The sequence below is a fragment of the Streptosporangium sp. NPDC023963 genome (assembly GCF_040639135.1).
In the GTDB taxonomy this organism is placed as follows: Bacteria; Actinomycetota; Actinomycetes; order Streptosporangiales; family Streptosporangiaceae; genus Streptosporangium.
This window is the reverse complement of record NZ_JBEZZK010000002.1, coordinates 668,652-692,912: the sequence shown is the minus strand read 5'-3', so window position 1 is coordinate 692,912 and position 24,261 is coordinate 668,652. Positions and strand designations below refer to the sequence as shown.

Annotated in this window: 19 protein-coding genes; 8 read left to right on the top strand and 11 right to left on the bottom strand. The window is 70.8% G+C overall.

Translation table 11 applies throughout. From position 1 onward, the window contains the following. Window positions 1-15 precede the first annotated feature (15 nt). The gene (gene ftsE / locus AB0F88_RS09105; RefSeq protein ID WP_012888192.1) at window positions 16-705 is read right to left on the bottom strand and encodes a cell division ATP-binding protein FtsE; all 690 of its coding nucleotides are present in this window, start codon (window positions 703-705) and stop codon (window positions 16-18) included. A 236-nt stretch (window positions 706-941) separates the two neighbouring features. On the opposite strand from ftsE, the gene AB0F88_RS09100 reads away from it, so the two are divergent. Beyond that, window positions 942-1,133: a hypothetical protein gene (locus tag AB0F88_RS09100; protein WP_362679358.1), complete on the top strand. Its 192-nt coding sequence runs from the start codon at window positions 942-944 to the stop codon at window positions 1,131-1,133. Between the two features lie 255 nt (window positions 1,134-1,388). On the opposite strand, the gene prfB is transcribed toward AB0F88_RS09100, so the two are convergent. Further along, the gene (gene prfB / locus AB0F88_RS09095; RefSeq protein WP_362679354.1) at window positions 1,389-2,507 is read right to left on the bottom strand and encodes a peptide chain release factor 2; all 1,119 of its coding nucleotides are present in this window, start codon (window positions 2,505-2,507) and stop codon (window positions 1,389-1,391) included. Window positions 2,508-2,610: 103 nt separating this feature from the next. Here prfB and AB0F88_RS09090 point away from each other — a divergent pair, with 103 nt between their 5' ends. After that, complete coding sequence (locus AB0F88_RS09090; RefSeq protein ID WP_362679351.1) at window positions 2,611-3,681, top strand: hypothetical protein; 1,071 nt, start codon at window positions 2,611-2,613, stop codon at window positions 3,679-3,681. Window positions 3,682-3,895: 214 nt separating this feature from the next. Here the strand turns inward: AB0F88_RS09090 and AB0F88_RS09085 are convergent, their stop codons facing one another. The 3 genes from AB0F88_RS09085 to AB0F88_RS09075 form a co-directional block, all read right to left on the bottom strand. Continuing rightward, window positions 3,896-8,776 carry an NAD-glutamate dehydrogenase gene (locus AB0F88_RS09085; RefSeq protein ID WP_362679348.1) on the bottom strand — a complete coding sequence of 1,627 codons (4,881 nt, stop codon included), beginning with the start codon at window positions 8,774-8,776 and terminating at the stop codon, window positions 3,896-3,898. A gap of 548 nt (window positions 8,777-9,324) precedes the next feature. Continuing rightward, window positions 9,325-9,528, bottom strand: coding sequence for a zf-HC2 domain-containing protein (locus AB0F88_RS09080; RefSeq protein WP_362679345.1), 204 nt, complete (start codon window positions 9,526-9,528; stop codon window positions 9,325-9,327). Next, window positions 9,528-10,067, bottom strand: coding sequence for a sigma-70 family RNA polymerase sigma factor (locus tag AB0F88_RS09075; RefSeq protein WP_329090583.1), 540 nt, complete (start codon window positions 10,065-10,067; stop codon window positions 9,528-9,530). The genes AB0F88_RS09080 and AB0F88_RS09075 overlap by 1 nt, the downstream gene beginning before the upstream one ends. A 307-nt stretch (window positions 10,068-10,374) precedes the next feature. Between AB0F88_RS09075 and AB0F88_RS09070 the strand changes: the two genes are divergently transcribed. The 5 genes from AB0F88_RS09070 to AB0F88_RS09050 all read left to right on the top strand — a co-directional run bounded on the left by AB0F88_RS09070 (window position 10,375) and on the right by AB0F88_RS09050 (window position 16,565). Next, window positions 10,375-11,043 carry a DUF4142 domain-containing protein gene (locus AB0F88_RS09070; RefSeq protein WP_362679342.1) on the top strand — a complete coding sequence of 223 codons (669 nt, stop codon included), beginning with the start codon at window positions 10,375-10,377 and terminating at the stop codon, window positions 11,041-11,043. 5 nt (window positions 11,044-11,048) lie between these two features. After that, window positions 11,049-12,497: a DUF1996 domain-containing protein gene (locus AB0F88_RS09065; protein WP_362680606.1), complete on the top strand. Its 1,449-nt coding sequence runs from the start codon at window positions 11,049-11,051 to the stop codon at window positions 12,495-12,497. Between the two features lie 185 nt (window positions 12,498-12,682). Then, a complete protein-coding gene (locus AB0F88_RS09060) occupies window positions 12,683-13,477 on the top strand; it encodes a hypothetical protein (RefSeq protein WP_362679339.1) in 795 nt (264 codons plus the stop codon). Window positions 13,478-13,551: 74 nt separating this feature from the next. Continuing rightward, complete coding sequence (locus AB0F88_RS09055) at window positions 13,552-14,931, top strand: NADH-ubiquinone oxidoreductase-F iron-sulfur binding region domain-containing protein (RefSeq protein WP_362679336.1); 1,380 nt, start codon at window positions 13,552-13,554, stop codon at window positions 14,929-14,931. Window positions 14,932-15,032: 101 nt separating this feature from the next. Further along, on the top strand, window positions 15,033-16,565 hold the full coding sequence (locus AB0F88_RS09050) for an FAD-binding oxidoreductase (protein ID WP_362679333.1): 1,533 nt from the start codon (window positions 15,033-15,035) through the stop codon (window positions 16,563-16,565). Between the two features lie 121 nt (window positions 16,566-16,686). Here AB0F88_RS09050 and AB0F88_RS09045 read toward each other — a convergent pair whose 3' ends face one another. From AB0F88_RS09045 to AB0F88_RS09025, 5 genes are all read right to left on the bottom strand, one after another. After that, window positions 16,687-18,690 (bottom strand): acetoacetate--CoA ligase, encoded by a 2,004-nt coding sequence (locus AB0F88_RS09045; RefSeq protein ID WP_362679330.1) that lies wholly within the window; start codon window positions 18,688-18,690, stop codon window positions 16,687-16,689. 259 nt (window positions 18,691-18,949) lie between these two features. Beyond that, the gene (locus AB0F88_RS09040) at window positions 18,950-19,684 is read right to left on the bottom strand and encodes a haloacid dehalogenase-like hydrolase (protein ID WP_362680603.1); all 735 of its coding nucleotides are present in this window, start codon (window positions 19,682-19,684) and stop codon (window positions 18,950-18,952) included. Window positions 19,685-19,879: 195 nt separating this feature from the next. Continuing rightward, entirely contained in the window at window positions 19,880-20,512 is a 633-nt protein-coding gene (locus tag AB0F88_RS09035; protein WP_362679327.1) for an HAD hydrolase-like protein, read from the bottom strand. A 162-nt stretch (window positions 20,513-20,674) separates the two neighbouring features. Next, complete coding sequence (locus AB0F88_RS09030) at window positions 20,675-21,181, bottom strand: hypothetical protein (protein ID WP_362680600.1); 507 nt, start codon at window positions 21,179-21,181, stop codon at window positions 20,675-20,677. A 243-nt stretch (window positions 21,182-21,424) separates the two neighbouring features. Continuing rightward, the gene (locus AB0F88_RS09025; RefSeq protein WP_362679324.1) at window positions 21,425-22,096 is read right to left on the bottom strand and encodes an HAD family phosphatase; all 672 of its coding nucleotides are present in this window, start codon (window positions 22,094-22,096) and stop codon (window positions 21,425-21,427) included. Between the two features lie 82 nt (window positions 22,097-22,178). On the opposite strand from AB0F88_RS09025, the gene AB0F88_RS09020 reads away from it, so the two are divergent. Then, a complete protein-coding gene (locus AB0F88_RS09020; RefSeq protein ID WP_362679321.1) occupies window positions 22,179-23,381 on the top strand; it encodes an acyl-CoA dehydrogenase family protein in 1,203 nt (400 codons plus the stop codon). 454 nt (window positions 23,382-23,835) lie between these two features. Here the strand turns inward: AB0F88_RS09020 and AB0F88_RS09015 are convergent. Next, a partial coding sequence (locus AB0F88_RS09015) for a hypothetical protein (RefSeq protein ID WP_362679318.1) occupies window positions 23,836-24,261 on the bottom strand: 426 nt, incomplete at its 5' end.

The window sequence follows — 24,261 nt, the reverse complement described above, 5'->3', positions numbered from 1 at the left end:
TATCCGGTCCTGGTGTCAGTACGCCTGGCCGTACACGCCTCGCGACTGGTCACGGACGATCTTTCCGTCCTCCAGTTCCACCACCCGCTTGCGCATGGAGTCGACGATGGCCGCGTCGTGCGTGGCCATGACGACCGTGGTGCCGGTCCGGTTGATCCGGTCGAGCACCTTCATGATGCCGATGCTCGTCGCGGGGTCGATGTTTCCGGTCGGCTCGTCGGCCAGCAGGATCATCGGCCGGTTGACGAACGCCCGGGCCATCGCGACCCGCTGCTGCTCGCCACCGGACAACTCGTCGGGCATCCGATGTGCCTTGCCCTCGAGGCCGACCAGCTCGACGACCTCCGGGACCACCTTACGGATGAAACGCCGGGGCTTGCCGATGACCTCCAGAGCGAACGCGACGTTCTCGTACACGTTCTTGTTCGGGAGCAGCCGGAAGTCCTGGAAGACACATCCGATCCGGCGGCGCAGGTGCGGGATCTTGAAGTTGGACAGTCGGGCGAGGTCCTTGCCGGCCACGTGGATCGCACCCGAGTTGGGGCGCTCCTCCTTCAGGACCAGCCGGAGAAAGGTCGACTTCCCGGACCCCGAGGGGCCGACGAGGAACACGAACTCGCCCTTGTCGACGTCGACGCTGACGTGGTCCAGCGCGGGCCGGTTCTGGTTCGCGTAGACCTTGGTGACATTATCAAAATGGATCACGGGCGCATCACGGCATGCCAGTCTAGGGGTTAGGACGGTCGCAGGAGTGGCAGAGGGCCACTTCCGCCTCTCGCCGGCCGGGGGGCGCCGGTCTTTTACTCTCGATCGACGTTCCGGTTGGCCGGAGCCCAGTCTAGGGGGAAGACTGGCATGGAAAGCCCATAACGGAAACAAAACGATTCGGCGCCCGGTAACGACCGCATAAAGTAGTTCTGACCTCGAAGAGGGAGGACGTCATGAGCTGTGAAGACCTGGTCTGCGCGGGGTGCGCTCACCCTGTGGCCGAAGGCCGCTGCCCCCGCTGCCGCGCGTACCGCGACCGGATGCACCAGAACGGCTTCGGAGGCATGACCCCCGCGCTCCTGTCACTGGTGCTCCTCGCGCTCTTCTTTCTCACCCTGGCCCTGAAGCACCTCAGCGGCGCCTGACCGCCCTCCCGGAGGGCTCCCCGGGCCTCGCCGGGCGGAGATCGCTTCACGGGCGCTCAGGGGCGCCCGTGAGCGGGCTCCTCGACGGGCCGGGGGAATGGGGAATAGGGACCCTGGGACGAGACGAAGGCGTCGGGAGAAGAGGGTCTCCCCGCTCCTCGCCGGTCCCGGCTTCACGCGTCGGGCTCCCGGCTCCCGGTTTCCGGGGACGGGAGAGAACGCCCTACCCGTCTCCCGGAGGCGAGAGCGGACGCCTCACTCGTCGACGCCCGACTCCTGGCGGCGGGTCCAGCGGATCTCGGCCTCGATGAAGGCGTCCAGGTCGCCGTCGAGCACCCCGCTCGGGTTGCCCTCCTCGGCGCCCGTCCGCAGGTCCTTGACGATCTGGTACGGGTGGAGCACGTAGTTGCGGATCTGGGTGCCCCACGACGTGGTCGACTCGCCCCGGATCTCGTTCAGCGCCGCCTTCTCCTCCTGGCGCTTGCGCTCCAGCAGCTTGGCCTGCAGGACCGCCATCGCGGTCGCCTTGTTCTGCAGCTGCGAGCGCTCGTTCTGGCAGGAGACCACGATGCCGGTGGGCAGGTGGGTCAGGCGGACCGCGGAGTCGGTCGTGTTGACGCCCTGGCCGCCGGGGCCCGAGGAACGGTAGACGTCGACGCGCAGGTCGTCCTCGTTGATGTCGATGTGGTCGGTCGTCTCCACGACCGGCACCACGTCGACGCCCGCGAAGGAGGTCTGGCGGCGCCCCTGGTTGTCGAACGGGCTGATGCGGACCAGGCGGTGGGTGCCGTGCTCGCCGCGGAGCGTGCCGTAGGCGTAGGGGGCCTTGACCGTGAAGGTCGTCGACTTGATCCCGGCCTCCTCCGCGTAGGAGGTCTCGTAGACGTCGGTCGGGTAGCCCTTGCGCTCGGCCCACCGCAGGTACATCCGCTGGAGCATCTGGGCCCAGTCGGCGGCGTCCACGCCACCCGCCTGGGACTGGATCGTGACGACCGCCTCGCGGGCGTCGTACTCGCCGGACAGGAGGGTGCGGACCTCCAGGGCGCCGATGTCGCTCTTCAGGGACTCCAGCTCGCGGTCGGCCTCCTCCCGCGTGTCGTCGTCCTCCTCGTCGGCCGCCAGCTCGTACAGGACGGAGAGGTCGTCCAGCCGCTGCCCCAGCGACTCGATCCTGTTGACCTCGCCCTGGAGGTAGGAGAGCCTGCTGGTGACCTTCTGGGCGCGATCCTGGTCGTTCCACAGATCGGGCGCGGCGGCCTGATCCTCCAGCTCCTCGATCTGCTTGCGCATCGCGCCGAGGTCGAGCACGTCCTGGATGCTGTTCAGCGTCCCGGTAAGCTCGTTGATCTGTTCTGCCGGATCGATGAGTGCCACGTCTGTAAAGGGTACGCGACCTCCGAACCCCATCGTGTACGGCGCGCTCCCCCACCATGGCTAGCATGGCCCGCATCGGGGGAGCATCGGGGAGCATCGGGAGGTGGACGTGCGCGAACACGGGCGACGGGGTGCGCTCGCACTCGCGCTGGCGTTGATCGCCGTGACCGCCGCGACCGCGGCGTGCTCCGGTCCCGGCGAAGCCCCGCCGGAGCGGAGCCCCTCGGCCGGCGACGGTGGCACGCCGGCCACTTCGGCCGCGTCCGTCCCCTCGCCGCCCCCGGTCACGCTCGCCGAGGCGGCGAAGGCGCTGGCGGGCGTCGTGGGCGCCGACGGGGTGCTGGGAGCGGCGGTGCCGCACCTGGACGCCGACCGCAGGCTCATGCAGGAGCAGACCCGCGACGGGCAGAGGGCCCTCACCTCGGCTGCCTTCAACGGCTCCGCCGAGGCCCTCCCCCACTACACGTGGGGCACCCCCAGACTGCTGGTCCCGCGCAACCAGCGGGGCCCGCTCTGGTTCGCCGCGATCGTGGACCGTGAGGAGCCCTCGGGCCGGGTCCGCACCGCCGTGCTGACCCTGATGCGGGATGACGTGGAGGACTGGCAGGTCAGCTCGACCTCGCTGCTCGACGAGGGCGTCCGGCCCCCGGTGGTCGTCACGGACGCGGAGGGGTACGCGACGGCGCTGGGCGAGGAGGACGCGACGCTGGCCATCAGCCCGCGGCTGATGGCCCCGCTGCACGCGACCTCGGCCGAGGAGGGCGAGCGGGGGTTCGCGGCGGGGCTCATCGAGGAGGGCCCGCACACCACCGGCTTCGCCGACGAGATCACGAAACGGCGGACGGACGGGAAGACGGACGACTGCCTGAGCTACGACTCGATCTTCGCCGCGAGCGAATACCCGGTGCACGCGCTGCGCACCGCCGACGGCGGCGCGCTCGTCCTCTACTCCCTGATCAGGACGACGACGCGGACGATCAAGATCACGCCGTGCGGGTCGGACATCCAGATACCGCCCGAGGCCCGGAGGCTGACGAAGGAGCGGTTCATCCCCAAGGAGCTGCGCACGGTGGAGACGCAGCTGTACGTGAGCACGGTCCCGGCCAAGAGCAGCGGCCGGCCGGCCAAGGTCATCGGCTATCTCGGAGGCCTCACCAAGGTGACCGTCGCGTAGCCCGCGCGCCGGACCCGCCCGGCCGTCCTTCCCGCCCCTCCCGCGACCGGACCCGCCGCACTGCCTCTTTCGCGACCGGACCCGCCGCACTGCCTCTTTCGCGACCGGACCCGCCCGGCCGTCCTTCCCCGCCTCTTTCGCGACCGGACCCGCCGCGCCGGGGACGTGACGCGCGGCCGGGCCCGGTGAGGGGCCCGGCCGCGCGCCGGGCGGGTCAGGCGTCGGCGTGCGGGAGGTTGATGGTGGCCACCAGCGTGCGGATCGCGCGCAGCGCCACCGACAGCGTCGCGAGGTCGAAGTTGTCGCTCTCCCAGATCTCCGACAGGGTCTGCCGCGCCCGCGAGACCGCCGCCGAGTTGGCCTCGGTCCAGCGCGCAAGGCGCTCCTCGGGGGACAGCCCGGGCGTGCTGTGCGTCAGGACGTTGTGGGTGAGCGCGGCGTGCGCGGCGTAGAGGTCGTCGCGGAGCGCGGCCCGCGCCATGGAGTTCCAGCGGCTGTCCCTGGGCAGCGCGACGACGCGCTCGCGCAGCCTGGAGAGCTGGAGCCGGTCGGCGAGGTCGAAGTAGACCTCGGCGACGTCGTGCACGGGACGGCCGGTGCGCCAGGCCACCTCGACCAGGTCGAACGTGGAGTAGGCGGGCACCATGGCGGCGACCCGCTCGGCCAGCTCGGACGGGACGCCCCTGGAGACGAAGGCGTCGCGTCGCTCCTCGAACGCGGACAGGTCGGACCCGGTCAGCAGCTTGGGCAGGTGCGGCAGCAGGCCGTTCATGCCCTTGGCGAAGAAGCCGACGGTGGAGGCCAGGTCGAGCGGCGGGCGCCGGTTGCCCAGCAGCCAGCGGGTGCCCCGCTCGACGAGCTTGCGGGCCTCCAGCTCCATCGCGATCTGGGTGGAGGTGTCGACCTTGTTGTCCAGCTCCTCGATCTGGCGCCAGAGGCTGGGCATGTCGAAGACCTCCCGCGTGACCAGGTAGGCGCGGGCGATGTCCGGGGTGGACGCGCCGCTCTCCTCGCCGAGGCGGAACATGAAGGTGGTCCCGCTGGAGTTGACCAGGTCGTTCACCACGCCGGTGGTGATGATCTCCTTGCGGAGCGGGTGGGTGCCCATGTAGGCGCGGAGCCCGGGGTCGCGCAGCGCCGACGGGAAGTAGGACACCAGCCAGGACTCCAGGTAGGGGTCGTCGGGCAGGTCGGAGGCGAGGATCTCGGCGTCGGCCACCAGCTTGGTGTAGGCGAGCAGCACCGAGAACTCCGGCGCGGTCAGCCCGAGCCGTGCCTGGCGGCGCTCGGCGAGCATCTTGTCCGACGGCAGGAACTCCAGCTGCCGGTTGAGCAGCCCGGCCCGCTCCAGCCTGCGCAGCTGGCGCGAGTGGATGTGCAGCATCTCGGGAGCCTGCTCGCGGGCGGCGGCCAGCACCACGTTCTGGTCGTAGTTGTCGCGCAGGACCAGCCCGGCCACCTCGTCGGTCATGTCGAGGAAGAGCTGGTTGCGCTGCTTGTCGGTGAGCTCCCCGTCGCGGACGGCCCGGTCCAGCAGGATCTTGATGTTGACCTCGTGGTCGGAGGTGTCCACCCCGGCGGAGTTGTCGATGAAGTCGGTGTTGACCAGGCCGCCGTTGAGCGCGAACTCTATCCGGGCGAGCTGGGTGAAGCCCAGGTTGCCGCCCTCGCCGATCACCTTGCAGCGCAGCTCGGCGGCGGTGACCCGCAGGCCGTCGTTGGCCTTGTCGCCGACGTCGGCGTTGGACTCGCTCGACGCCCTGACGTAGGTGCCGATGCCGCCGTTCCACAGCAGGTCGACCGGGGCCCGCAGGATGGCGCTGATCAGGTCGCCGGGAGCCAGCGACGTCACGTCGCCGTCGATGCCGAGCGCGGCGCGCATCTGCGCGGAGACGGGGACCGACTTGGCCGTACGGGGCCAGACGCCGCCCCCCTTCGAGATGAGCGAGGCGTCGTAGTCCTCCCAGGAGCTGCGGGGCAGCGCGAACAGCCTGGCGCGCTCGGCGTAGCTCCTGGCGACGTCCGGCTGGGGGTCGACGAAGATGTGCCGGTGGTCGAACGCCGCGACCAGCCGGATGTGCTGGGAGAGCAGCATGCCGTTGCCGAACACGTCACCGGACATGTCGCCGACTCCGACCACGGTGAAGTCGGTGCTCTGGATGTCGACGCCGGTCGTGCGGAAGTGGTACTTGACCGACTCCCAGGCGCCCCTGGCGGTGATGCCCATGGCCTTGTGGTCGTAGCCGATCGAGCCGCCGGAGGCGAAGGCGTCGCCCAGCCAGAAGCCGTACTCCTTGGCCACCGCGTTGGCGATGTCGGAGAACGTGGCGGTGCCCTTGTCGGCGGCGACCACCAGGTAGGTGTCGTCGCCGTCGTGCCTGACGACGTCGGCGGGCGGGACCACCTCGCCGTCGACGAGGTTGTCGGTGAGGTCGAGCAGGCCGGAGATGAACATCCGGTAGCAGGCGATGCCCTCGACCAGGGTGTCCTCCCGCGACCCCGACTTTGGCGGATTTTTTACGACAAAGCCGCCCTTGGAGCCGGTGGGGACGATGACGGTGTTTTTCACCATCTGCGCCTTCACCAGGCCGAGCACCTCCGTACGGAAGTCCTCCATCCGGTCCGACCAGCGCAGCCCGCCCCGCGCGACCTTGCCGAAGCGCAGGTGCACGCCCTCGACCCGGGGCGAGTAGACGAACACCTCGAACTTGGGCCGGGGCAGCGGCAGCACGCTGATCGACGGCGAGTCGAGCTTCAGGCTGACGTACGGCTTGCGCTCGCCGTCGACCCGCTGGAAGTAGTTGGTCCGCAGGGTGGCGCGGATCATCTCCAGGTAGGCCCGCAGGATCCGGTCCTCGTCCAGCGAGGCCACGTCGTCCAGGGCGCCGAGGATCTCCTCGTGCAGCGCGTCGGACAGGTCGGAGCGGACCTCGGCCGGGCGCCGGGGGTTGAGCCTGGCCTCGAACAGGCGCACCAGCAGCCGGGCGAGCCGCACGTTGCCCATCAGCACCCGCTCGATGTACTCCTGGCTGAACGTGGTGCCCGCCTGGCGCAGATACTTGGCGTAGACGCGCAGGATCTCGGCCTGCTCCCAGGTCAGCCCGGCGGCCAGGACGAGCCCGTTGAACCCGTCGCTCTCCACCCGCCCGGCCCACAGGGCGCCGAACGCGTCCTGGAAGAGCCGCTTGAACTCGTCCCTGTCGACCTCGGGCGAGGGCGTGTAGCGCAGGCCGAAGTCGTAGATCCAGGCGTCCTTGGTCGCCGGGTCGTTGTCGCGGTCGATCTCGTACGGCCGCTCGTCGACCACCTCCACGCCCATCCGCTGGAGCAGCGGGAGCACGCGCGACAGGGAGACGGGCGCGCCGAGGCGGTAGAGCTTGAAGCGGCGCTCGCCCTCCGAGGCGTCGTGCGGCTCGTAGAGGTTCATCCCGATCTCGTCGGAGGAGGAGGCCAGCACCTCCAGGCGGCGCAGGTCGGCGACCGCCATCCGGGCGGGGAAGTCGGCCTTGTAGCCCTCGGGGAACGCCGTGGCGTAGCGGCGGATGAGCTTGGGCGCCTCTTCCTCGGGGCTCAGCTCGGTGATCGCGGAGGCCAGGTCGTCCTCCCAGGACCTGGTGGCGGCGGCCAGCCTCGCCTCCAGCTCCTCGACGTTCACCGCGTCGGCGCGCAGCGGCCTGCCGCGCTCGCCGCGCACCACCACGTGCAGCCTGGCGAGGGCCGACTCGCCGATCATCGCGCTGTAGTCGAAGGAGGTGCCGCCGAGCGCCTTGAGCAGGATCTCCTGCATCTGGATTCGGATCTTGGTGGTGTAGCGGTCGCGCGGGAGGTAGACCAGGCACGAGACGTAGCGGCCGTAGTCGTCCGGGCGCAGGAAGAGCTTCACCTGCTTGCGCTCGCGGAGCCTGAGCACGCCGAGGGCGATCGGCAGCAGCTGGTCCACGGAGGTCTGGAAGAGCTCGTCGCGGGGGAAGGTCTCCAGGATCTCGATGAGGTCCCCGCCGTCGTGGCTGTCGGCGGTCAGCCCGGCGAGCGCCATCACCTCGGCCAGCTTCCGCCTGAGCACCGGGACGCGAGAGATCGACTCGCTGTAGGCGACGTGGGTGAAGAGGCCGAGGAAACGCCGCTCGCCCACGACCTCGCCCGAGGCGTCGAAGAGCTTGACGCCCACGTAGTCGAGGTAGGCGGGGCGGTGGACGGTGGCCCGGGTGTTGGCCTTGGTGATGATCAGCATCTGCTGCTTCTCGCGGGCCTTGGCGCGCAGCTCCGGGGGGAGCGCGGCGAAGCTGCCGGAGTCGGCGCTGTCGTTGCGGAGGATGCCCAGCCCGGTCCCGGGCATCGGGTGCAGCCTGTCACCCTCCTCGCCCTCCTCCAGGCGGTACTCGCGGTAGCCGAGGAAGGTGAAGTGCCCGTCGGCCAGCCAGCGCAGCAGCTCCAGGCTGTCCTCCACCCCGGCGGGATCGAGGGGCGGCGGGTTGGCCGAGACGTCCTCGGCGGTCCGCAGGGCGAGGGCCCGCATCTTGACGAAGTCCTCGACGGCGCCGCGCACGTCCTCCAGGACGCGCTGCAGGTCGATCTCGATCGTCTTGAGCACGGCCGGGTCGGCCTGCCTGTCGATCTCGAAGTGCATCCAGGACTCGGCCAGCACCTGCCCGGTGACGTCCTCCTCGCCGGCCCCGAGCAGCTTGCCCGTCATGTCCCTGCGCACCCGCATCTGCGGGTGGACGACCAGGTGGGTGCCGATGTGGTGCCGGTCGAGCTCCATCGTCACCGAGTCGACGAGGAAGGGCATGTCGTCGGTGACGATCTCCACGACGGAGAACCCGGGATCCCAGCCGTGCTCCTCCGCGGTGGGAGTGTAGGCCCGCACCAGGGCGCGGCCCTGGGGACGCCTCTCGGCGAGCCGGCGCTGGGCCGTCGCCGGGCCGTACACGTCCGTCAGGTCGCGGCCGAGCAGGTCCTCCGGGGCGACATGCCGGTAGTAGAGCCGCAGGAAGGCGAGCGCCTCCTCCACGCTCACGTGATCGCCGCCCGGTGTGTGCGCGCACGTCTCCGCGGCACTCCTCAGCAGCTCGTCCTTGGCCTCGTCGAGCGGCATGTCGCTCTCACTCCTTTGTGAGGGGTTGTGCATAGATGAACGGGAATCCATGGCGAAAGTCATGATTCCCGGAGAAATGTTGCCCAGCGGAGCGGAAGTGATGTCGCGCGCGCCCGCCAGGATGGGGTGCCCTCGCCCGGCCACCGGCTCCGCTCCCGGGAGATCCGGGCCCGGAACGCCCGCCGCGGGGCGGTCGTCTCGTCACGGATGATCGGGATCTCGGCCAGGCGCCACGGCTCGTCATGGGAGCCACGGTCTCTCGCCGCTGCCGGCGGGGAACGTAAGGGCTCCTGGTCGGAGACGGCGGGTTCTCCCTGCGAGGTGGCGGTAGGGCAATCATCCCACAGGGTCGCCTCGGAACGGCTACGGCGCCGCCGGGCGAGTCCGACCTCGCTCCGGGCGCCTCGCCCGGCGGGCGGGGCCGGTCGGCCCGCACTCCGCCCATCGGGCATGGCCCGTGGCACGACACCTCCAGTGGTCGTCTGTCCCGATCCTCGTTGACCGGTACAAACCACCGCTTCTGATATCACCCCAAAACCGGCTAAACGTCAATGTGACGTCCGATCATCGTCCAGGGCATTGGAGCGGTCCCGTTTGACCCCATCGAGGAATCCGGGAACCTCGCTGAGTTCCCGGAGCTCGACCTGGCACTCCTCGCACGTCATGAGGTGACGTTGGAACACCTCGTGATCCTCTTCGTCGAGAACCCCGAGCGCGTAAGCCGCCACGTCATGATGCGGGGAGGGGACCATCAGCTCGCGACACCTCTCTCCTTCAGGACCTTTCGGAGAGCCCGGATCCCGTAGTAGAGCCGGGACTTGACCGTACCCGGCGGTATCCCGAGGATTTCCGCCGCTTCGTTAATCGTACGGTCCCGTAGGTAAGTCTGCTCGATGACTTCGCGGTGTTCTGGGGACAGTTCTCGCAACGCCTCGGCGACGATCATCGCCTCCAGCGCGCGATCGGCCCCGTCGGGAACGGGCACAGCGTTCGCGTCGGCGGGTTCGACCTCCTGTGGTCTGGTCCCTCGCCTGCGACGACCGTCGATGACGATACGCCGGGCGACGGTCAGGAGCCAGGCCCACAAAAGGCCGGGCTCTCGTTGCAACCTTCCTGCATTGCGCCAGGCTCGGACGAGCGTCTCCTGGACGACGTCCTCCGCCCATTGCAGATCGTTACCGGTGGCCTTACGCACGTGGCGGAGCAGGGGTACACCGAACTCCCGGTACAGATCTTCTACCAAGAGGACATCGGTGTCCGCGCTCTCGAACCGACTGTCGAGTTGACGCACGGGCACATCTTTACACCTTCGTTATGAGTCCCGTCTGCAACTCTGGCAACTCCAGTCATTTCTAACTATCTCATCACTTCTTCTGAACCACCCCGGGCGACACCGCGTACCTCCCACCAAGTGCGCCCGCACCGGCGGGCCTCGGGGAAAGGAAACGACATGGCAGTGCGGCACATTCCGTGGCCGGTCGGAGCTGTCCTCCTCCTCACGCACCCGGTCCCCCACGGGCCGGGCGGCACGTTCGCCACCACGCCGGGCGCCGAGAAGGCCCTGGTAGCGGCCAGTCTCTGAGAGCGGAACCGGGCCCATGTTCAGATCACTGTTCCGCCGCTTCAAGAACGGCGAGCCCCTGCTGTTCGGGGTCTTCATCGCGATCGCCGCCGTGGCGGTCGTCCTGATCACCCCGCCCGGCGGCGGGGCGGCCGCGCAGGGCTGGGTCCAGACCCCGCAGGGGCCGCTGGGCGCGGCCGACCGCGACCTGCTGGTCAAGGTCCGGCTGGCCGGTCTCTGGGAGATTCCCAGCGGTCAGCAGGCCCAGCAGAAGGCGGCGAGCAAGCGGGTGAAGGAGGTCGGCATGCACCTGATGACCGACCACCTCAAGCTCGACGAGGAGGTCCGCGCCCTCGCGGCGAAGCTGAACGTGCCGCTGCCCGACCAGCCCAACGCCGACCAGCAGGGCTGGATGGCGCAGCTGGCGGCGGTGAAGCCGGGCGCCGAGTACGACCTCCTGTTCGCCCAGCTGCTGCGGGCGGCCCACGGAAAGGTCTTCGGGGTGGTCGCCGGCGTACGGTCCGGCACCCGAAACGACCTGGTCAGGACATTCGCCCAGCGGGCGGTCGAGGTGGTCATGAAGCACATGACCCTGCTGGAGAGCACGGGGCTGGTCGACTACTCGGACCTGCCCGAGCCTCCGATGCCCTCCCCGGCGCCGCCCGTCTCCGCTCTCGACACACCTGTGAGGAGAGAAAACGCTTGAAAATCATGAAACGCTCGCTCGTCTCCCTGTCGGCGCTGGCGCTGGCCGCCAGCACGCTCACCACCGTCACGTTCACCGTGGCGGCCACGGCCCCCGCCTACGGTGACCACTGCGACCCCGCCGAGCAGGGCCAGAACCAGCAGAACCAGCAGAACCAGCGCAGCCAGCAGAACCAGCAGGGCCAGAACCAAGACCAGCAGAACCAGCAGAACCAGCAGAACCAGGACCAGGCACCCCCCGCGCAGGACGCTCCCGCGCAGGACCAGCCCCCTCAGGACCAGCCTCCTCAGGACCAACCGGCCCAGGACCAGCCCGCGCAGGACCAGCCCGCCGACGCGCCACTCGCGGGCGGAAGCCTGATCCAGGCGTCTCCCACGGAGCCGCCCGCCCCCGACGAGTCGGCCGACCAGCAGCAGGCCCCGGAGCAGGAGAACGCCGACAACGGCAACGCCCGCCGCAGGCCCACCCAGGCGCCCTCGCAGAACCCCACCGACGCTCCGCCGACCGACGCCCCGGACAACCCGCCCGCGGAGACGCCGGCTCCCGGCGAGACCCCCGCTCCCCCGCAGGACGACGAGGAGGCCGAGTGCGCCGACCTCGGGCCGTTCCCCGAGGACTTCATCGACATCCGGCAGGTCCCGCGTAACTTCCAGGAGGTCCGTACGCGGCGCGGCGGCTCCGCCGGCCTCTTCACCTCCCGGTGCGGCACGAACAGGAACGGCCACCGCAACTCCGACAACTTCATCGTGGCCCCCGGCGTGACCAACGGCGCCCACCACGTCCACGACTACGTCGGCAACCTGTCGACCGACGGGTTCTCCACGGACCAGTCCCTGGCCGCCGCGGGCACCACGTGCGCGCTCAACGACCGCTCGGTCTACTTCTGGCCGGTCCTTCGCGACCGTACGAGTGACGCCAACGCCGACGACCCGGACGGCAACGTCGGCACCATCATGCAGGCGCGCCAGGTGAACCTGCAGTTCCGCGGGAACCCGGTCTCCAGGGTGAGCCCGATGCCGCGCTTCATCAGGATGATCACCGGTGACGCCAAGGCCGCCACCAACGGCGGCGCGAACGCCCTCGCCAAGTGGAGCTGCACCGGCTTCACCAACCGGATCACCACCAAGTACCCGCTCTGCCCCCGCGGCAGCCAGCTCGTCCGGATCCTGGACTTCCCCAGCTGCTGGGACGGCCAGAACACCGACAGCGCCAACCACCGCACGCACGTGCTGTTCCCCGACGCGAACGGCGCCTGCCCGTCCGGCACCAGGGCCATCCCGCAGCTGCGGATGACCCTGGTCTACTCCACGCCGCGCACGCCGTCCTTCGCCCTGGACGCCTTCCCCGAGCAACGGCACAACCCCGTCACCGACCACGCCGACTTCGCCAACCTGATGCCCGACCGGCTCATGAGGTTCGCGGTCGACTGCATCAACAGGAACCGTCGCTGCTGACGGCTTCCCTTCGAGACCGCCGCCCCCCGTCTCCGCGCCTCTTCCACACCCCGCGGAGACGGGGGGCGGCATCTCGCGATGTCAGAGTCCATCACCCTCGGACGCGGACGTCCGAGCCGCTTCGCAGACAGGAGCCATAGGTGGGTAACAGACGGACTCCGAGACACACCCGGGCCGAAGCCGGGATGAGTCTCGACCAGAGGCCCGCCAGGATCGGCCTCGGCGTCACGATCACGATCTCCGTGGTCGGCCTCCTCGTGCTCGGGCGGACAGCGCCCGGCATGGAGGTGGCAGCCGCCGTCCGTGGCGTCTTCTCGTTCTTCTCGGGCGTGATCGCCCTCGTTTCGCTCACCGCGACGGTGGCACTCGGCCTGCTCTCCGCCGACCGGATCGTGCTGCCGGTCCTGGGCAGGATCCGTTCGCAGCTCGCCCACCGGGCCGCCGCCATGCTCGGCATGGGCTTCCTCGCCATCCACGTCATCATGAAGATCATCGAAAGCAGGACCTCTCTCGCCTCCGTCGTGGTCCCGCTGGGCGCGAGCGGCCAGAGCCTGTACGTCGGCTTCGGCGCCGTCGCCTCCGACCTGATGATCCTCGTCTTCCTCACCGGGGTCGCCCGGGCCAGGTTCGCGGAGAACCGCAGGCCGTGGCTCTGGCGCATGCTGCACGGCTCCGCCTACCTGGCGTGGCCGATGGCGGTCCTGCACGGGCTGACCGCGGGCCGCGCACCCGCGGAGTGGGTGACCTGGAGTTACGTGGTCTGCCTGGTCGCGGTGGGAGCCGCCCTGCTGATCAGGGTGATCTCCGAGCTGCAGCCCCAGCCGATCGTCGTGCGCGAGGAGATGCCGGTGGAGGTGCCCGTCGCCGCCGACCTGACGCCGCCCACGAGCCTCACCCCGCCCACGAGCATCGTCGGCCGCATCCCGCGCATCGTCCGTGAGGACCCGTCGGAGCTTCGTCGTATCGGAGATGTCGGATGATTCCCTACCGCGTTCCCCCCGTCCGCCAGTTAGGGCCCGCCCGGCTGACCGCCGGGCTCGAGGACTGCCGCAGGATGGACCTCGCCGAACACCGCGACATGCACGGCACGGCGCCGAGCATGTCCGGCGAGGAGCTGGCGGCGCTCGCCGACGAGGTGGACATGCGCGGGCGGGGCGGGGCCGCGTTCCCCTTCGCCCGCAAGGTCCGCGCGGTGATGGACAAGAAGGCGGACAAGGTCGTCCTGGTCAACGCGGCCGAGGGCGAGCCCGCGAGCAGCAAGGACACGATGCTGCTCACCAGGACCCCCCATCTGGTGATCGAGGGCGCGCTGCTCGCGGCGGGCGCGATCGGCGCCAAGCAGGTCGTGATCGCGACCGTCGAGGGCGGCATGGGCCAGGCGTCCGTGGCCGCCGCGGTCGAGGAGCGGGGCATCAGCGGCCAGGTCCGGGTGGTGGGCATCGTCGAGAGGTTCATCTCCGGAGAGGGCGGCGCGCTGGTCCGTTCGGTGAACGGCCTGGTCGGTGAGCCGCCGGGCCGCAAGGTCAGGGCCGTGGAGAGCGGCGTGAACGGGCTGCCCACCCTGCTGTCCAACGCCGAGACGTACGCCCAGCTCGCGGTCCTCGCGACCCTGGGCGCGGAGCGGTACGCCGACGTCGGCACGGCGCGCGAGCCGGGGACGGTCCTGCTCACGGTGGGAGGCTCCGCCAAGGCCCCGGCCGTGGTCGAGGTCGCGACCGGCACCCCGCTGTACGCCGTCCTGGACGCCTGCCAGGCCTCCACCGGCGACGGGGTGCTGGTCGGCGGCTACCACGGAGCGTGGCTGCACGCGGACGCGGCGGCCGTGGCGACCGTCTCCCGCCAGGGCATCGCGGAGGCGGGCGGCCAGCTCGGCGCCGGGATCATCGTGCCGCTCGGCGGGGAGACCTGCCCGCTGGGCGAGACGGTCAGGGTCGCGAAGTACCTGGCCGCCCAGTCGTCGGGACAGTGCGGTCCCTGCCGTCTGGGACTCCCGGACGTCGCGCAGTCGATGGCCGAGCTCGTGAACGGGTCGGCCTCCGCCCTGGACGAGCTGCGGAGCAGGGCCGCGAGCGTCAGGGGCAGGGGCGCGTGCTTCCACCCCGACGGAACGTCCAGGTTCGTGCTGTCGGCGCTGGACGCCTTCCCCGAGGACATCGAGGAACACCTGCTGCGCGGCAGCTGCGGGCGCCCGGTACTCGGCGTGCTTCCCCTGCCCCCGCAGGAGAACGAGCCCGAGGTGAAGCTCACCGTGGACTGGACCCGCTGCCAGGGCCACGGCCTGTGCGCCCAGCTCGCCCCCGACCTCGTCCACCTCGACGAGCACGGCTACCCGGTGTTCGGCCGCGACACCGTGCCCGCCCAGTTCCGGCGGATGGCCCGCAGGGCCGTCGAGATGTGCCCGGCCCTCGCGCTGCGCGTGGCGCAGGGGGCGTGAGCCGCTTCCGTCACCTCAGGAGTGACACGAATGTGACCAACCGGAAGGGCGGTGCGGTCGTCCTATCGGGAAGGTGACAACGAACCTCGGGGAGTGACGATATGCGGACCCCTCCGGACAGGCGGGCATTCCTTCGGACCGGCGGCCTGGCCGCCCTCGCGCTGGGCGCCCAGGGCACACCCGCCCTGGGCGCCGCAGGCATGACCGGCCACGACGCCACCGGCGCCACCGGCACGACCGGCCGGGGCACCGCGAGCGCGCCGCGGCCCGCCGACTGGCGGGCGCTGGCCGGCGGGCTGGAGGGCAGGCTCGTCCGGCCGGGCGACGCCGCGTACGACGGCGCCAGGAAGCTGTTCAACCCCGCCTTCGACGCGGTCCGGCCCTCGGGGGTGGCCTACTGCGCCAACCCCTCCGACGTCGCCGAGTGCGTCGCCTTCGCGCGCCGGCTGAAGCTGCCGCTGGCCGTACGGTCCGGCGGCCACTCCTACGCGGGCTGGTCCACCGGGACCGGCCTGGTCCTGGACGTCTCCCGGATGAGCAAGGTGAGCCACGCCTCGGGGCGGGCGACCGTCGGGGCGGGCGCCAAGCTGATCGACGTCTACGACAGGCTGGCCGCGAGCGGGGTCAGCATCCCCGCCGGGACCTGCGCCACGGTCGGGGTGAGCGGGCTGGCCCTGGGCGGCGGGATCGGCGTGGTCTCCAGGAAGTACGGCCTGACCTGCGACGTGATGGAGTCGGTCCAGATCGTCACGGCCGACGGGCGGCTGCTGACCTGCGACGCGAACCACAACGCCGACCTGTACTGGGCCTCGCGGGGCGGCGGCGGGGGCAACCTCGGCGTGGCGGTCTCCTTCGGGTTCCGCACCCACCCCGCCCGCGAGGTCACGGTGTTCTTCCTGCACTGGCCGTGGTCGAGGGCGGTCAGGGCGCTGCGCGCCTGGCAGGCGTGGGGGCCCTCGGCCCCCGACGCCATGTGGTCGGGCATGCACCTGAGCCGCGACGGCGGGACGGACGTGGAGGTCGTCGGGCTCTACCTCGGCGGCAGGGCCGGTTGCGAGCGGCTGCTCGACCGGCTGGCCGACGCGGCCGGGTCGCCGTCGTCGAGCTCCGTCCGGCAGACCTCCTACCGCCAGGCCATGCTGACCATGGCGGGCTGCGGCTCTCTCTCGGTCACCCAGTGCCACCTGGGCGGCTCCCTGCCGGGGCAGACCAGAGGCGGGCGGCTGTCCAGGGACACCTTCAGGGCCAAGTCGCACATGGCCTACCGCCCGCTGTCCGAGGCCGGCGCCAGGGCCCTGGTCGCCCAGGTCGCCCGGCCCGGCGAGCACACCGTGCTGCTGGACGCCCTCGGCGGCGCCGTCGCCAGGGTCCGCCCCGACGCCACGGCCTTCCCCCACCGGGCCGCCCTCTACAGCGTGCAGTACTACGCCCACCGCTCCGGAGCGGCCGGCTGGGCCAGGACCGCGCACGCGGCGATGCGGCCCCACTTCGGCGACCACGCGTACGTCAACTACGTCGACCCGGAGCTCGGCGGCTGGCGCGCGGCCTACTACGGGGACAACGCCGCCAGGCTCGCCCAGATCAAGGCCGCCCGCGATCCCGGCCGCCTGTTCCGCCTCCCCCAGGGGATCTGACCCCGGAGGCCGCGGGCCGCAGGGGTCCTCGGGACGCCGTTTCCCGGTGGTTCCCCGGGACGGCGGTTCCCGGGACGGGGCCGCCTCGGGGCCGGCGCCGTGTGACGCCGGCCCCGAGGGGTCAGTGCCGCGTGACGTCGGCTCCCGGGGCGAAGTGGGACAGGACCTCGGGGTTGGCCATGGCGTCGAGGTTGGCGGCCTTGTCCGGGGCGACCCCGAGGAGGATCTTGCGGACGGGGACCTCCAGCTTCTTGCCGCTGAGGGTGCGGGGGATGCCCGGGACCTCGATGATCTCGTTCGGCACGTGGCGCGGGGAGAGACCTTCCCGCAGCTCCCGGCGCAGGCGCGCGACGAGGTCGTCGTCCAGGGTCGCCGCCTCGGCCATGGTGACGTACAGCAGCAGGCGACCCTCCTGCCCGAGCTGGCCGGTGTCGATCACCAGGCTGTCGGCGATCTCCTCGAAGCGCTCCACCACGCGGTAGAACTCGCTGGTGCCCATCCGGACGCCGCCCCGGTTCAGGGTCGAGTCGGAGCGGCCGTAGATCACGCAGCCGCCGTCGGGAAGGATCTTGATCCAGTCGCCGTGCCGCCAGACGCCGGGATACTCGGAGAAGTAACTGTCGCGGTAGCGGGACCCGTCGGGGTCGTTCCAGAACATCACCGGCATCGACGGCATCGGCAGGGTCAGCACCAGCTCGCCCACCTCGCCGACCACCGGCGCGCCCGACGGGTCGAAGGACTCGACCCGCGCGCCCAGGCAGCGGCACGGGATCACCCCCGCCCGGACCGGGAGCAGCGGTACGGCGCCCACGAAACCGGTGCACACGTCGGTGCCGCCGGAGAACGAGCCGAGCTGGACCTCCGGCAGCGCGTCGTGCACCCAGGCGAACCCCTCCGGCGGCAGCGGCGAGCCGGTGGACCCGAGCCCCCGCAGCCGGTCGAGGCCGGACGGCTCGAGACCGGCCTTCATGGACGCGATCACGTACGGAGCCCCCGTGCCGAAGTAGGTGACCCCCTCCTCGGCGGCCAGCCGCCAGAGCGCACCGGTCTCCGGGTAGGTCGCCGCCCCGTCGTGGAGCACCACCGTCGAGCCGACCAGCAGGCCGCCGACGAGGTAGTTCCACATCATCCAGCCGGTGGTGGTGTACCAGAAGAAGACGTCGTCCTCGCCCAGGTCCTGGTGGAAGGAGAGCGCCTTGAGGTGCTCCAGCACCACGCCGCCGTGACCGTGCACGATCGGCTTGGGCAGCCCGGTGGTGCCCGAGGAGTAGACGATCCAGAGCGGGTGCCCGAAAGGCACCGGCTCGAAGGCGAGCGGCTCCGCGACGGCGCGCACCTCCGCCCAGCTCACCGTACGGACCCCGTCACCGGTCACGGCCGCGTCCCCAGGCTCCGGGGCGTCCGCCGCGCCGGGCGCGTCCCGGGCCGGGATGCGGACCCGTGCCACCAGGGTCGGCAGCTTGGCGGCGATGTCCCGGACGACCTCGCTCCGGTCGAAGCGCCTGCCGTTGTAGCCGTAGCCGTCGACCGCGACGAGCACCTTCGGCTCGATCTGGGTGAAACGGTCGATGACGCTGGGCGCGCCGAAGTCGGGCGAGCAGGAGGACCAGATGGCGCCCAGGGAGGCGGTCGCCAGGAAGGCGATCAGCGCCTCGGGGACGTTCGGCACGTAGGCCGCGACCCGGTCGCCGCGCCCGACGCCCAGCGCGGCCAGCCCGGCGCGGACCCGCGCCACCTCCTCGGCCAGCTCTCCCAGGGTGAGCGTCCGGCGCCCGCCCGCCTCGTCGCGGGAGACCACCGCGAGCCGCCCGGGGTCGGCGGCGGCCCGGCGTAGCGCGTTGGCCGCGTAGTTCAGCGTCGACCCGGCGAACCACTCGGTGCCGGGCATCTCCCCCGACATGACGGGCCCGTCACCGCGCTCTCCCACCACCTCGAAGTAGTCCCAGATCGACGTCCAGAACTCCTCCGGGGCGTCGACCGACCACTGCCACAGGGACTCGTAGTCACCGGCCCTGTCACCGGCCCTGTCACCAGCCCTGCCCAGCCACTCCGCGTAACGGGTGACCTTGGCGTTCCTCACGATCTCCGGGGACGGTTCCCAGAGCGGCGCACCTTCCTCAACCATGGCCCCATCCTCTCGGCGCCCCACTCGAATGTCATCCCCCGTGGCCACACACCCTCCGGCCGTCCCGTGTGGGACGGCCACGTACGCGCCCCTCGCCGGGAACGAGCGGCGGCCGGCCACGGACATGAAACCCGGCCGGACATGTGGGACCGGCAAGCGACGACAAGCCCGGCTCGCCTCGCGCGATTCACCTCGTACGGCTCACCTCGCGCGGCTCACCTCGTACGGCTCACCCCGCAGGGCCGTCGAGGGCCGGAGGTCAGCGGCCCGCCGGGGAACGGCCGGCGCGCCGTGCCGGGGAGGTGAGGCCGGCGACGGCGGCGACGACCTCGGAGGGGTTGGAGAGGTCGGGCAGGACCACGTCGGCTCCCGCCTCGTGCAACTCGGCCGGGAGGGATCGTCCCGAGGCGACCCCGATGATCGCGGCCCCGGCGATCCTGGCGGCCTGGACGTCCCTGGCCGAGTCGCCGATCAGCACGGTGTTGTGCCCGTCGAAGACCGCTCCGTACTTCCGTTTGGCGCGGCCCTGCGCGACCTGCAGGAGGGTGGCCTTGGGGTAGACCTCCTCGCCGTAACCGCCGACCTCGAAGTCGATGTGCTTGTCGAGGCTGAACGCGGTCAGCTTGTGCACCGCGTTGCTCTTGATCGTGCCGGTGAGCACCGACTGGACCACGCCGTCAAGCCTCGCCACGGCCTTCAGCGCGTCGCGGGCACCGGGCATCATCCGGCCGTCCTTGGCCAGGCGTTTGCGCCGCGCCCCGAAGGACCCGGCCAGCGCGTCGAGGAACCGGGGAAGGTGGTCGTCCCCGGCGACGATCCCGTTGATGGCGAGCATCTCGAAGACGATCTCCGAGTCGGGACGTCCGTTGGCCTGGGTCAGTTTGACCAGGGGCCTTCCGGTGACGCTGCGGAAGGCGTCCGCGTATGCCTCGCGGGTGACGATCGACACGTCGACCAGCGTGAGGTCGATGTTCCAGAGGACGAGGCGATTGATCGGGGGCCTCCCGGAATGGGTGCGGATGCCCAGGGTAAGGCCCTGAGCGCACGGCGACCGCCTTCGATACCGAAAGGATCCGTTTGCCGGTTCTCACGAGGCCGCGCGACGGGCCATTCCCCGTGGAGTCGTGCGACGGATCGCGCTCACGGAGTCGCGTGACGGGCCGTGCTCACGAGGTCTCGTGACGGGGCCTCAGGCGTGGTCGAGCGCGTTCTCCAGGGTGTCGACGACGGGGACCCCGCAGGCCAGCAGATCGGCGCGGCTGGTCATGCCACCGGTGTAGAGGACCGCGCGTGCCCCGACGTGCTGGGCGGCGTGCGCGTCGTCCAGGCTGTCGCCGATCACCAGGACGTCGGCCGGGTCGACGCCGAGCGCGGCGAGGTGGGCCACCATCGACTCGGCCTTGTGCCCGCCGGAGGCGCTGCGCAGGCCGTCGATCCGGGTGAAGTGGTGGTCGATGCCGAATTCCGCGATCTTGGGAACCAGCCGCTCGTGCGCCCACATGGACAGCAGCGACTGCTTGCCCCCCGCGCGCTCCCAGCTCTGCAGGGTGGAGAGGGCGTCGGCGGCCAGCCCGCACTCCAGCATCAGCCGGTGGTAGCTCTCGTGGAAGCCGAGGTCGAGCCTCTCCCACTCGCCGTCCTCGAGGGCACGGCCGAGCATGCGCTCGTAGGCGGCCCAGATCGGGCGCGTGTAGACCGCGCGGAAGCGGTCGGCGTCATAGGAACCCAGTCCGTACGGCTCGAACACCGCGTTCGTCGCACCGACGACGGCGTCGATGTCGTGAAACAGCGTGCCGTTCCAATCCCAAACAATGTGTCTCATATTGCCATCCAGAATAGCGAAAATCCCCGCCGGGACGGCGCCGCGACAGGGGACCGGCCCGCGCGGGGCGCTCGCGGCGCGGGGAGTCCCGCCCCAGGCCGGGGGCACGGACACCGGGCGGCCGGGGGGCACGGACGCCGGGCTCCGGACGCGGCGCGGAGGTCAGCCGACCAGGTCGGGGATCTCCTGGGTGGCGTACCACAGGAGCTCGTTGGCCTCGGCGCCGTCCACGGTGAAGCGGGCGTCGTCGTCGCCGCCGTCGGCCGCGGGCAGCGCGGCGAGAGCGGCCTCGACGTCCTTCACCGCCGACGGGTCGTCCACGTGGACCGCGGCGATCAGCTCCAGCGGGACCGCCGCGGCGAGCCGCACCCGGGCGCGTTCCTCCAGGTCGGCGCTCGCGCTCACGTCACCCTCCGGCACGTCGACGGCGACGACCACCCGCCGCGCGGCGACCTCCACCCCGTCGGCACGGTCCGCGGCCAGCATCCGCAGGGAATCCCTGGCGGCCTCGGTCAGGGCGACGTACTCCAGTTCCTCGGTGTCACCCGAGACGTACCACTCGATCAACGCGGGGGTCACCGCGTAGCCGGTCAGCGGGGCCGGGCCGAGCTCCCCCACGGTGGCCACGCGGGCCAGCGCCGGGAGCGTACACGGCAGGTAGACGCGCATCCATGCCTCGATCTGTCTCTCCGACATCGGCGCCGCTCCGGCGCCTATTCACGCATCGAGTGTGCCAGTACCCGCGACCCCCGGTGATACCGCCCGCGCGGAGCGGCACGATCCGGGGGCCGGCCTCGCTCCGTCCACCGGGCGGCACCCGGTGGACGGAGCGAGGAAGCGGGGACGGAGAGAGGAAGCGGGGACGGAGAGAGGAAGCGGGGACGGAGCGGGGAGACGGGCGGACGGGCCGGGTCAGCGGAGCGTGACCTGGAACAGGGTCTCCAGTTCGGTGATGGTCAGCTCGGGGTCGCGGTGGTGCACGCCGACGATGCCGAGCCGCCGGGCGGCCTCGATGTTGGCCTCGATGTCGTCGACGAACACGCACTCCTCCCCGGCCAGGCCGATCCTGCCGAGCGCGTGCTCGAAGATCCTCGGCTCGGGCTTGCGCATGCCGATCTCTCCCGAGATGACGACCGCGTCGAAGAAGTCCTCCCAGCCCTCGCGGGGGTACTCGTTCGCCCAGGAGTTGGAGAGCAGGCAGGTGCGCAGCCCCGCGGCACGCGCCTCACGGAGCATCTCGTACATCGGCTCGACCCGGTGGAAGCGGGAGAACATCCTGGTCAGCAGCCCCTCGGCGACCAGCGGTACGCCGTCCGTCGTGATCAGCCTGGCCGCCAGGTCGCGTTCGAAGTCCGGGCCGGATATCTCTCCGCGCTCCAGGGCGTGGATCGCGTTCTCGCCGTTCGCAGCGTTCTCGCCGTTCTCGCCGTTCTCGCCGTTCTCGTACGCGTGCACGACGAGCTCGCGCATCACCTTCCGGTAGTGGGCCTCGTCGAGATTCTCGGCGACGATCCACTCGGCGATCGCCTCGGCGAGACCGACGGTGAGCACGCCACCCCAGTCGATCAGCACGCCCTTCAGCATCTGTCCTCCTCGATGGAACGGGTTCCAGGTTAGGCGTGGACCAATGGACGGCCGAAGAAGGGGTGGTGCCAAACTGGCCGCCATGGACTTCGCGCTCAGCGACACGGCGCAGGAATACCTCGCCAATCTGACCGATTTTATGGCTACCCACGTCTATCCGGCGGAGCCGGCCTACCACGCGTGGCGCCGGGCCAGAGGGCACGACAACCACGAGCTGCCGCCGGTGGTGGAGGAGCTCAAGTCCGAGGCACGCTCACGCGGCCTCTGGAACCTGTTCCTGCCCGCCGAGTCGGGCCTGTCGGTGCTCGACTACGCCGGCCTGGCCGAGGTCACCGGCCGCTCCATCGACCTCGCCCCCGAGGCACTGAACTGCGCGGCCCCCGACACCGGGAACATGGAGGTCCTGCACATGTTCGGCTCGCCCGAGCAGCGGGACCGGTGGCTCAAGCCCCTGCTCTCCGGCGAGATCCGTTCGGCGTTCGCGATGACCGAGCCCGCGGTGGCCTCCAGCGACGCCACCAACATCGCCACCTCCATCACGCGCGACGGCTCCGAGTACGTCGTCAACGGCCGCAAGTGGTTCATCACCGGGGTGGCCGACCCGCGCTGCGAGATCCTGATCGTGATGGGCAAGACCGACCCCGACGGCCCCCCGCACCGCCAGCAGTCGATGATCCTGGTCCCGATGGACACCCCGGGCGTCGAGGTCGTACGTCACCTGCCGCTCTTCGGCTACCAGGAGCAGCACGGCCATTCGGAAATCGTCTTCACCGACGCCCGGGTGCCCGCGGCGAACCTCGTCGCGGAGGAGGGGGACGGCTTCCGTATCGCCCAGGCCCGGCTCGGTCCCGGCCGCATCCACCACTGCATGCGCGCCATCGGGATGGCCGAGCGCGCTCTGGAACTGATGTGCGCCCGCGCCGCCAACCGGGTGGCCTTCGGCCAGACGCTGGCGCAGCAGGGTGTGGTGCAGCAGCAGATCGCCGAGTCGCGGCTCGCCATCGAGCAGGCCAGGCTGCTCACCCTGAAGGCCGCCTGGATGATCGACACGGTCGGCGTGAAGGCGGCCGCCTCGGAGATATCCGCCATCAAGGTGGTCGCCCCGAGGATGGCGTGCGACGTCATCGACCGCGCCATCCAGGTTCACGGCGGCATGGGACTGTCCGACGACGTCCCGCTCGCGACGATGTACGCGCAGGCCCGCGCGATGCGCATCTTCGACGGTCCGGACGAGGTTCACCTCCGCACGGTGGCCCGTCGCGAGCTCAAGCCGTACCTCTCCTAAACCATCCCCAAACGGACATCGAGCGCTCCGGTTGGTCGGAGATTCATCCCCTAACATCCGATTCAACGGCCGTTACGCGTTTCGCGGCCACAATACGAGGAAGATTACGAGAATGGCACTCGGGCCATATAACCGCACGTAGAAGGCATGATCGACCTCCTGCGGGCTCCATTTGCACCTTCCCTCGGTTCCCATGAGGAGGGATCATGGCAGTAGCTCAGACGAGCCGGTCACGCGCCCGCACGGCGCAGAGACCGACCACACCCGCAACGTCCACCACGCATGCCCAGGCAAGCAGGAAACAGGACGGCAACTCGCTAACGCTCAAACTTCCGATGCTGACCGTGCAGCTGCGACCGCCGCATGTTCACATGCCGCACGTCAGCAGGCAGGAGGCGGGACAGGCCGTTGACACGGCCAAGTCGTTCCTTCCTCCGGCCGAGCGCATCGTCTACTACGGGGGGCTCGGCGCGCTCGCGGTGGCGGGGTTGCTCGAATGGCCGGTAGCGGCGGCCATCGGGGTCGGGACGTTGATCGCGCAGCGTGCGCGCGGAAAGAACCGGTCGTCGAGTCCGGTCTCCAGGCCCGCGAGCTCCGCTTCCGGGTCTTCGACGGGCACCTCCGCGTCCGGAGGCTCCACGTCCCGGACGAAGGGTTCGACATCCAGGTCCCGGACGGGAGGCACCACCTCACGGACCACACCCGCGTCCCGTACGGCGGCGTCCGCGTCACGCACCGCCTCCAAGGCCGCGGGCACCGTGTCCCGGGCCGCGGGCACCGCCGCGTCACGCACCGCGGGTGCCGCGACCCGCGCGGCCGGCACCGCGTCGCGCACCGTGGGCGCCGCCACCCGCGCGGCCGGCACCGCCGCCTCCCGGGC

Coding starts and splice junctions, on each gene's coding strand:
- AB0F88_RS09100 (WP_362679358.1), top strand. CDS start 942: ATGAGCTGTGAAGACCTGGTCTGCGCGGGGTGCGCTCACCCTGTGGCC.
- AB0F88_RS09085 (WP_362679348.1), bottom strand. CDS start 8,776: ATGCCGCTCGACGAGGCCAAGGACGAGCTGCTGAGGAGTGCCGCGGAG.
- AB0F88_RS09080 (WP_362679345.1), bottom strand. CDS start 9,528: ATGGTCCCCTCCCCGCATCATGACGTGGCGGCTTACGCGCTCGGGGTT.
- AB0F88_RS09070 (WP_362679342.1), top strand. CDS start 10,375: ATGTTCAGATCACTGTTCCGCCGCTTCAAGAACGGCGAGCCCCTGCTG.
- AB0F88_RS09065 (WP_362680606.1), top strand. CDS start 11,049: ATGAAACGCTCGCTCGTCTCCCTGTCGGCGCTGGCGCTGGCCGCCAGC.
- AB0F88_RS09060 (WP_362679339.1), top strand. CDS start 12,683: ATGAGTCTCGACCAGAGGCCCGCCAGGATCGGCCTCGGCGTCACGATC.
- AB0F88_RS09055 (WP_362679336.1), top strand. CDS start 13,552: ATGGACCTCGCCGAACACCGCGACATGCACGGCACGGCGCCGAGCATG.
- AB0F88_RS09050 (WP_362679333.1), top strand. CDS start 15,033: ATGCGGACCCCTCCGGACAGGCGGGCATTCCTTCGGACCGGCGGCCTG.
- AB0F88_RS09045 (WP_362679330.1), bottom strand. CDS start 18,690: ATGGTTGAGGAAGGTGCGCCGCTCTGGGAACCGTCCCCGGAGATCGTG.
- AB0F88_RS09035 (WP_362679327.1), bottom strand. CDS start 20,512: ATGAGACACATTGTTTGGGATTGGAACGGCACGCTGTTTCACGACATC.
- AB0F88_RS09030 (WP_362680600.1), bottom strand. CDS start 21,181: ATGCGCGTCTACCTGCCGTGTACGCTCCCGGCGCTGGCCCGCGTGGCC.
- AB0F88_RS09025 (WP_362679324.1), bottom strand. CDS start 22,096: ATGCTGAAGGGCGTGCTGATCGACTGGGGTGGCGTGCTCACCGTCGGT.
- AB0F88_RS09020 (WP_362679321.1), top strand. CDS start 22,179: ATGGACTTCGCGCTCAGCGACACGGCGCAGGAATACCTCGCCAATCTG.